This is a genomic window from Pseudemcibacter sp. (assembly GCF_965661635.1).
Lineage (GTDB): Bacteria > Pseudomonadota > Alphaproteobacteria > Sphingomonadales > Emcibacteraceae > Pseudemcibacter.
The window spans coordinates 1-8,235 of record NZ_CBFIEP010000190.1; the positions used below are offsets into that span (position 1 = coordinate 1).

11 protein-coding genes are annotated in these 8,235 nt (G+C 39.3%); 4 read left to right on the forward strand and 7 right to left on the reverse strand.

Annotated elements, in window-relative coordinates:
• The 3 genes from ACTF6W_RS12170 to ACTF6W_RS12180 form a co-directional block, all read left to right on the forward strand.
• Positions 1-329, forward strand: a 329-nt coding sequence (locus ACTF6W_RS12170) for an SDR family oxidoreductase (protein WP_438994819.1), incomplete at its 5' end; no start/stop codon positions are given.
• A gap of 36 nt (positions 330-365) precedes the next feature.
• Positions 366-1,349: a P1 family peptidase gene (locus ACTF6W_RS12175; RefSeq protein WP_438994820.1), complete on the forward strand. Its 984-nt coding sequence runs from the start codon at positions 366-368 to the stop codon at positions 1,347-1,349.
• A 126-nt stretch (positions 1,350-1,475) separates the two neighbouring features.
• Positions 1,476-1,787, forward strand: a complete 312-nt coding sequence (locus ACTF6W_RS12180) for a VOC family protein (RefSeq protein WP_438994821.1) — start codon at positions 1,476-1,478, stop codon at positions 1,785-1,787.
• A 1-nt stretch (position 1,788) separates the two neighbouring features.
• On the opposite strand, the gene ACTF6W_RS12185 is transcribed toward ACTF6W_RS12180, so the two are convergent.
• The 6 genes from ACTF6W_RS12185 to ACTF6W_RS12210 all read right to left on the reverse strand — a co-directional run bounded on the left by ACTF6W_RS12185 (position 1,789) and on the right by ACTF6W_RS12210 (position 6,825).
• Positions 1,789-2,238, reverse strand: a complete 450-nt coding sequence (locus ACTF6W_RS12185) for a molybdenum cofactor biosynthesis protein MoaE (protein ID WP_438994822.1) — start codon at positions 2,236-2,238, stop codon at positions 1,789-1,791.
• A 1-nt stretch (position 2,239) separates the two neighbouring features.
• The gene (gene moaD, locus ACTF6W_RS12190) at positions 2,240-2,494 is read right to left on the reverse strand and encodes a molybdopterin converting factor subunit 1 (RefSeq protein ID WP_438994823.1); all 255 of its coding nucleotides are present in this window, start codon (positions 2,492-2,494) and stop codon (positions 2,240-2,242) included.
• A gap of 4 nt (positions 2,495-2,498) precedes the next feature.
• Entirely contained in the window at positions 2,499-3,047 is a 549-nt protein-coding gene (pgsA, locus tag ACTF6W_RS12195; protein ID WP_438994824.1) for a CDP-diacylglycerol--glycerol-3-phosphate 3-phosphatidyltransferase, read from the reverse strand.
• Between the two features lie 70 nt (positions 3,048-3,117).
• On the reverse strand, positions 3,118-4,956 hold the full coding sequence (gene uvrC, locus ACTF6W_RS12200) for an excinuclease ABC subunit UvrC (RefSeq protein ID WP_438994825.1): 1,839 nt from the start codon (positions 4,954-4,956) through the stop codon (positions 3,118-3,120).
• A 469-nt stretch (positions 4,957-5,425) separates the two neighbouring features.
• Entirely contained in the window at positions 5,426-5,842 is a 417-nt protein-coding gene (gene folB, locus ACTF6W_RS12205) for a dihydroneopterin aldolase (protein ID WP_438994826.1), read from the reverse strand.
• A gap of 14 nt (positions 5,843-5,856) precedes the next feature.
• Positions 5,857-6,825 (reverse strand): calcium/sodium antiporter, encoded by a 969-nt coding sequence (locus ACTF6W_RS12210; protein ID WP_438994827.1) that lies wholly within the window; start codon positions 6,823-6,825, stop codon positions 5,857-5,859.
• A 160-nt stretch (positions 6,826-6,985) separates the two neighbouring features.
• Here ACTF6W_RS12210 and ACTF6W_RS12215 point away from each other — a divergent pair, with 160 nt between their 5' ends.
• The gene (locus ACTF6W_RS12215) at positions 6,986-7,927 is read left to right on the forward strand and encodes a bifunctional helix-turn-helix transcriptional regulator/GNAT family N-acetyltransferase (protein ID WP_438994828.1); all 942 of its coding nucleotides are present in this window, start codon (positions 6,986-6,988) and stop codon (positions 7,925-7,927) included.
• A gap of 6 nt (positions 7,928-7,933) precedes the next feature.
• Here the strand turns inward: ACTF6W_RS12215 and ACTF6W_RS12220 are convergent.
• A partial coding sequence (locus ACTF6W_RS12220) for a YbaN family protein (protein ID WP_438994829.1) occupies positions 7,934-8,235 on the reverse strand: 302 nt, incomplete at its 5' end.

Genomic DNA, 8,235 nt, shown 5'->3' on the forward strand with positions numbered 1-8,235 from the left:
CGGGTGGTGTAAGCCCGCGTCCCAATTTAACATGGTATAATGCGTCAAAAGGATGGATGATTACAGCGACACGCGGCATGGCAGTTGAGCTTGCGCCATTTGGGATCAGGGTAAACGCTATTAACCCTGTGGCCGGTGATACACCGCTCTTAAAAACATTTATGGGTGAAGATACACCGGAGATCAGGGAAAAATTTCTTTCAACAATTCCGATTGGGCGATTTTCAACACCAGAAGATATGGGAAATGCTGCGTGTTTCCTTTGTTCAGACGACGCCAGTATGGTAACGGGCGTAGCCATGGAAGTTGACGGCGGCCGCTGTATTTAGGTAAGCTACTCATATTAAATAACAATTGGATAAAGCATGTATAAGCCAGGACCAAAGAACTTAATCACTGATGTTGAAGGAATAACCGTAGGAAATGCGGTTAATGAAAAGGTTAGAACCGGCACAACAGTGCTTCTTTGTCCTAATTCTGTTACTGGCGGTGTTGATGTGCGTGGTGGTGGACCGGGGTTACGTGATGTTGAGGTGTTAAGCCCCGAAAATTTGGTTGGACGCGCAGATGCCGTTGTATTATCTGGTGGCAGCGTTTTCGGATTAGCAGCAGGTGATGGTGTCGCAAAAGCCATGTCAAAAGAAGGGGTTGGTTTAAAATTTACCCCAAACATGCCAGCCGTACCGATTGTTGTAGGGGCCATTCTATTTGATCTTGTTAATGGTGGTGATAAGAACTGGGGAATGGAAACCCCATATCATGATCTTGGTATTGAAGCGTTAAAGAACACATCAGATAATTTTAAGCTCGGAAATAGTGGCGCAGGGCTAGGCGCACGTTCCGGCAATAAAGAAGGGGGATTAGGTTCCGCATCCATTGATCTTGGTGATGATTTGATGGTTGGCGCCTTGGTCGCAGTGAATAGTGTTGGCAGCACATATATGCCGGACGGTGAAACATTTTGGGCGCAACCCTTTGCCATTGGTGATGAACTTGGCGGACAAAAGTCAAATCCTGATCAAGAAACGGCAATTACACCGGTTCCAGAAGATACCAAGATGGGCGGTATGACGCCGGGAACCAATACGACAATTGGCGTTATCGCCACATCTGCGAAATTAACATCTGCTGAATGTAAACGTGTTGCAATGATGGCGCATGACGGTTTTGCACGTGCTATTCGTCCAGTGCATATGCCATCAGACGGCGATACGATTTTCTGTATTTCGGGGGGAACTAAAGAGATTCCTGAAGGTCCTAATAGATCAAGAAGGTTGGGGGAAATTGGGGCCGCAGCCGCAGATGTCATGGCGCGTGCGATTGCGCGTGGTGTATATGAGGCCCAATAAAGCAAATTTCAATTAAATATTAACTAAATTTGCAACTAGAATTCGTCTTTTATTAATACTTATCTATTAGAATTCTCTTAAATAACGCTGGAATCGTGGTTCCAGTATCTATTGAGGGAAGATTAGATGATTACGGATATTATTAATAAGCTAAGAAATGAAGAACGTGGCAGTATTTTAATCCAGACGGGTTTAATGTTTTCTTTACTTGTTGGGCTATTAGGGGTCGGTGTTGATTTAGGGCGTGCCTATTTATATAGGTCTCAACTTTCCGGCGCACTGGATGCGGCGGCGCTCGCAGGGGCTAAATCATTCCATTCAGCAAGCCGTGATGATGAAATTAAAGCATTTTTTGATAGTAATTTTCCTGGAGGCAGGCGTTTCCATTTTAAAGAACCTAGCGGTAATGAGTTTGCCGTATGGAGTGACGCGGAATAATTTATTTCCAGCGATCTTTCTTGTCATTATCATCTGATTTGGCGGCGACCCAATGTGTGCCTTCGTCTGTTTCTTCTTTTTTCCAGAAAGGGGCATCGGTTTTTAACCAATCCATTATGAACTGTGCAGCATTAAAGGCGGCCTCGCGATGATGAGAGGTTGTAATTACCAGAACAATTTGATCCCCGGGGAGCAGCTTTCCATAGCGGTGAATTATGGTAAGGCCTTCAATAGGCCATCTATTTATTGCATCATTTCCAATTTTTTCTAATTCTTGTTCTGCCATTGCGGGGAAATGTTCAAGTGTCATGCTTTTAATAGCTTTTTCACCATGAATGTCACGAACTAGACCGGTAAAGGTTGCTATGGCCCCTATATCCGTACGATCTTTGCTAAGTGCATTAATTTCATCAGCGATATTAAAATCATCGGCTTGAACAGAGATGTGCATTTTATCCTCCGGTCATCGGTGGGAAAAAGGCAATTTCATCGTTATTGGAAATTGGATGGTCTAAATTTACATATTCTTGATTGATGGCGACACGAATTAAATCGGACTGTGCAAAAGCCGCTTTATAGTTATCACCTTTTTGTTCGAGATAATTAATCAAGCCATTTACGTTATTAATATCATTCGGTAAATCGATTGTTTCTGAAAAGTGGCCAATATTTTCACGAATAAGGGCGAAGTATAAAATATTCATCATTCGCTCACATATGTTTAAGGCCGGATTTCAAATAATCATATCCGGTATATAAAGTTAAAAGTGCGGCAACCCAAAGGCACCAATCGCCAATCATCAGGGCAGGGATAAAGTCGGGTGCTGCATCGCCTACTAGCAAGAAACCAAGGGCAAAAATTTGAATGGTTGTTTTCCATTTTGCCAGATATGTTACAGGAATGCTTACTTTTAAATCCGCGAGAAATTCACGTAATCCGGAAACAACAAATTCGCGGCATAAAATAATGATAGCAGCAATTACTGAATATCCTTCAATACGGTTAAATGCGACCATCATCATTAATGCGGCGGCGATTAAAAGCTTATCTGCAATTGGATCCATAAATGCGCCAAGGTTTGACGATTGATTGAATTTACGGGCAACATACCCATCAAGGAAATCGGTTATTCCGGCCGTGGTAAAAATCGCAAAACTTACCCAATTGCTTAGATCACCTTTTAATAGATAAAAGGAAGCAACCATCATTGGGATCATTAATATCCGAGAGAATGTGAGTATATTTGCTAAATTATTCATAAATTTTCATTTTCGTTATAATCGAATCTGATTTTATAAATATTACCACGTATGGCAATGACTTTGTCACTTAAGGGTGGAAATAATCATATATTTGTGTGGCGAGAGCCTTGCTGATGCCATTTACCTTCTGTAGATCAGAGATTGCAGCGCCTTCAACGGCTTTTGCGGAACCAAAATGGAGAAGTAATGCTTTTTTCCGTGTTGCCCCCACACCCGTCAAATCATCAAGAATGGATTTATGAATTTTTTGGGTTCTCTTGTTTCGGTGTGAGCCAATAACAAAGCGATGGGATTCATCACGTAGCCTTTGAAGAAAATAGAGGACAGGATCATTTGGTGCGAGTTTAAAGGGCGCTTTCCCGGGTAAATAAAAATCTTCACGTCCCGCATTGCGGTCAGGACCTTTGGCAATTGCAACAACGGGTATGTCTGATATGCCGAGATCTTCTAAAACCTCCATCACCGAGCTTAATTGCCCCTTGCCACCATCAATTAAAAGTAAATCGGGCCAAGTCGGCGCGCTTCTATCGGGATCTTCTTTTAATTGACGCTTAAATCGGCGCGATAATACTTCACGCATCATGGCGAAATCATCACCGGCCGAAATATTTTCAGATTTAATATTAAATTTTCGATATGATTTTTTATCAAAACCTTCCGGGCCAGACACAATCATTGCACCCAATGCGCTGGTACCTGAAATATGACTGTTATCATAGACTTCTATTCGTTCTGGTAGAGCTTCAAGGTCAAATAGTTTTGCAACACCCGCTAATAATTTTGCTTGTGATGATGTTTCTGCTACTTTTCGCTCTAGAGCTTCACGGGCATTTTTTTCAACCATTTCGACAAGTAATAGATTACTCCCCCGCTGCGGCATTGTAATATGTACTTTGCGGTCTGCTCTAATCCCTAATGCTTCTTCGAGTAATGCTTTTTGTTTTATGGTGTTATTGATGAATATTTTCTTAGGGGGTAATTTATTTTCATAAAATTGACTGATAAATGCAGGTAATATTTCATCAACATGCTGGTCTTTATCATGTCTTGGAAAATATGCTTTATTACCCCAGTTTTGGCCGCCCCGATAAAAGAAGACTTGCACACAAGTTTGTCCACCTTGTTTATAGGCAGCAATCACATCGGCTTCGTTTAATTTGCCGTCTGTTGCATCCTGTCTGCTTTGCACTGCGGCAAGTGATTTTAATCGGTCACGATATACGGCGGCCAGTTCGTAATTTTGATCTTTACTGGCTTTTTCCATTTTCTTTGTAAAACGATTTTTTATCGCATCACTTTTGCCGCTTAAGAAATCATGCGCCTCATCAACCAACGCATTATAATCCTGTCCGGAGATTTTATCGACACATGGCGCGGAACATCGCTTAATTTGATAAAGAAGGCAGGGTCTGCTTCTGCTATTAAAAATACTGTCACTACACGTTCTAAGGGAAAAAGCTTTCTGTAGTATATTTAAAGAGGCATTAACAGCGCCCACAGATGCAAAGGGCCCGAAATAGTGTCCTTCTCTTTTTTTTGCACCACGGTGTTTTAAAACTTGTGGGCTTTTATGTGTGGTATCAATCAGAATATAAGGAAAGGATTTATCATCTCTAAGCAAAATATTATAAGGTGGCTTATAGCGCTTGATCAGATTGGCTTCGAGTAATAATGCTTCTACTTCGGTATGGGTTGTGACAAATTCCATACTGCGGGTGAGGGACACCATTTTCGCAATTCTGTGCGAAAGCCCCTTTAAATTTGTGTAATTTTTTACACGGTTTGAAAGGTTTTTAGCTTTACCGACATAAAGCACATTTTCTTTATCATCAATCATACGGTAAACGCCTGGTTGGGAACCAAGGTTTTTAAGATAAGATTTAATGATTTTTACGCCGTCGATCATGAATTAATTTATATCTAACGATTGCGATTGATCAAAGCTTTTTATTTTTTGAATAAGAAGAAGAAAACAAAATTTATAGTAAATAAAATATAAATATCGAGATGAATCAATGACTAATAGAGGTCAAGAAAAAAGTTAAAAAACTTATCCACGGAATCTGTGGATAACTTAGTGTATAAGTTTTTATAGGAAGGATAAGAGCGCAGAACTATTGATTTTTTACCGTTTTGCCTATTTTTTAGGCATACATATTAAGTTGTTGATTTAAATGGATTATTATTAATTTATAGATGTGGTTATGTTATTGTATGTAACTTGTAAAGCCTTTTTTTTAGAAAAATATTTTATTTTTTCGGATGTTAACAACTTTGACGATTAGTTCAAATTGTAACAAAAAATAATATGCTGTAATTTCAATGATTTAACAAAAGTGTAATAGTTGTAATTCGGTTGTAAAATAAATATATAACTAATTTTTGTGGCGTTCAATTTCAACGCCAACACTTTTTGTGTTTTCAATTGCTTCTAGTTTTTCGACGCTCACGCGAACGGCAATGACACGTGGATCAATTAAGTTCATATCCGCAATTTTTCCTGCCAGGGTTTCAACCAATTCTACGTGGCCGGAATTAACGATGTTTTGAATGGCTTTAACAACCTTTTCATAACAAACGACATTTTCATAATCGTCTTTTAATGGTGATGTTTCTTCGGTAACGGAAAGGTCGACATTGACGAGTATCTTTTGAGTACGAATCTTTTCATGATCATAAATTCCGATTGAGCTTTCTAATAATAGATCGCGTACAAATACATGACGAACGCTTTTTGTTGCGTCTGCGTATTTAATCGGGGTCATATTGCTTTTATGAATTGATTTAGTCATCGTTTTATTCTTTCTTAGGCTGTACCAAGCATATATATATAAGTGATATAACCGCCAGTAAATAAGATTCCTATTACACGGTTAAAGCGTATTTTCCATTGAATGAATGGGATAAGAGCAAATGATGCAAGTGCCATAACCCATAAGTCCACAGTGAGGAAGCTTTGCGGTACTGGAACATCTGCAACGAACGCAGTGGCGCCCATAATTGCAAATAAATTAAATATATTACTACCGATAATATTGCCTAATGCCACATCTCCGTGTCCATGCCGCGCGGCCATAATAGAAGTAACAAGTTCAGGTAGACTTGTACCAATCGCAATAATAGTCAGACCAATAACGGCTTCTGAAATACCATATGATTGTGCAATAACAACACCACCATCCACAAGAATATCTGCACCAAACATTAATCCGGCTAAGCCAGTTACAATATAAAGTGTGGCTCGTCCCGTCGAAAGTGGTTTCTCCGGTAGTTCATCGAGCGTTTCATATGCATGCTCTGATATTTCTTCTTTGTCGCTTGCTAGTGACGTATTAATTCGCCCATTTTTATATGAGCTATAAAGAAAGGAAAATAAGAAAATCAGTAAAAATGTGGCATGGAAATGGGTTAAGGGACCAGTGACACATAATAGCATAAAGAGAACTGTACCAAAAAGCATGATATAATAATTTCGCTTTACTTCATCACTGTCGCAAACAAAAGGATAAATAATGGCAGGAAGCCCAATGACAAGAAGAATGTTTGCAGTGTTACTGCCAACAACATTACCAAGGGCCATTGTCGGTACGCCTGCAAGCGCGGCATCAATCCCAACTACCATTTCTGGCGCTGAAGTGCCAAAGGCAATGACCGTTAACCCAATAACAAGCTTGCTTAGACCGAAATTTTCAGCAGTAGAGACAGCGCCGCGAATAAGCACATCGCCAGCGGTCACGAGTAATATCAGTCCTGCTATTACTTGAATATATTCCAAAACGGTCCCATTCCATTAATTCTAATTTAGAGCTTATATAGTGATTAATACCTCATATTCCTAGTCAATTTTATAAAAAGAACTTTCTTTTTTATCTAAATTTAATTATATAAATATTTATATAATTAGTTACATTAATAATAAAAGGGTAGGCCGCCCCATGAAGAACGAGATTTTTAAAGAAATTGGTATTGGAACGCGGTGCCGTCGCATTTTCGAAATGCTAAGCATTGAAATGGATAAAATTTATAAGGAAGAGGGCGCAGATATCAGAATGCGTGAATTTCCGATCCTTTATTGTTTACATCAAAAGGGCCCTTTATTGATAGCAGACATGCAGAAATTAACGGGATTATCCCATTCGGCAGTTAGTCAGACTGTGAAGAAGCTATCGAGCAAAAATTATCTATTACTGAGAACTGCAGAAGATGCGCGCAGCAAAATAGTCGTTTTTAGTGACCGAGGTGAGAAACTTATTTCAAAGTTAATTCCTATTTGGGAGGTTGCAGAGCGGGCCATGTCCGATGTCCTTAAAAACTGTAATCATAATATTCTTGATGCCTTGGATGACTATGAAAGTGAATTAAAGAATAATTCGTTCACGCAACGTTATAATGATTTTAAAAATAAAAAGCCTGATCAAAAGATCGAAACTGTCCCATATGACATTAAATATAAAGACGCATGGCGCCATATTAATCAACAATGGATTGAAAAATTGTTCGTTATGGAAGAAGAAGATATTATCAATCTAAGTGATCCGGAAAAATATGTGCTTGATAAGGGTGGTGAAATTTATTTTACATTGTTAAATGGAAAGCCCGTAGGTGCAATCGCATTAAAAAAACATTCCCCAATACGATTTGAATTAAGCAAAATGGGCGTCTTACCGGATGCACAGGGATTGGGAATTGGTAATATACTAGTTGAAAAGGTGCTTGAACGCTTTAAAGCAAGGGGGGGGAAGACACTCTTTCTGGATACCAATAGCAGTTTAAAACCCGCAATTACACTCTATAAAAAATATGGATTTAAGAGATTATCCCCTAAGGACGAGAGCACATACTCGCGATCAGATTATTATATGGAATTAAACCTATAATAGCCTTTATTCTTCGCGGTGTGTGCTTGGCTTGCTCAGCACATAAAGAATACCAAAGAGCATAAGTCCGAGTGAAATGATAATGACAATTGTGGGGGCGCTTGAAAAGAATATTAAATAACTGGCACTAATACACATCATTATGAGAGCGGTCATTTTTGCTTTCAAGGGAATAACACGGTGCTGATCCCATTGTTGCAATGATGGACCAAATTTCGGATGATTATAGAGCCAATTATGGACGCTTTCCGATCCATTTGAAAAGCCCCAAAACGCCAATATCATTAATGCTGTTCTCGGAAGAACAG

Excerpts from the sequence above, each read along its gene's own strand:
- ACTF6W_RS12175 (WP_438994820.1), top strand. The coding sequence starts at position 366 with ATGTATAAGCCAGGACCAAAGAACTTAATCACTGATGTTGAAGGAATA.
- folB (WP_438994826.1), bottom strand. The coding sequence starts at position 5,842 with ATGACTAAATCAATTCATAAAAGCAATATGACCCCGATTAAATACGCA.
- ACTF6W_RS12180 (WP_438994821.1), top strand. The coding sequence starts at position 1,476 with ATGATTACGGATATTATTAATAAGCTAAGAAATGAAGAACGTGGCAGT.
- ACTF6W_RS12215 (WP_438994828.1), top strand. The coding sequence starts at position 6,986 with ATGAAGAACGAGATTTTTAAAGAAATTGGTATTGGAACGCGGTGCCGT.
- pgsA (WP_438994824.1), bottom strand. The coding sequence starts at position 3,047 with ATGAATAATTTAGCAAATATACTCACATTCTCTCGGATATTAATGATC.
- ACTF6W_RS12185 (WP_438994822.1), bottom strand. The coding sequence starts at position 2,238 with ATGCACATCTCTGTTCAAGCCGATGATTTTAATATCGCTGATGAAATT.
- moaD (WP_438994823.1), bottom strand. The coding sequence starts at position 2,494 with ATGATGAATATTTTATACTTCGCCCTTATTCGTGAAAATATTGGCCAC.
- uvrC (WP_438994825.1), bottom strand. The coding sequence starts at position 4,956 with ATGATCGACGGCGTAAAAATCATTAAATCTTATCTTAAAAACCTTGGT.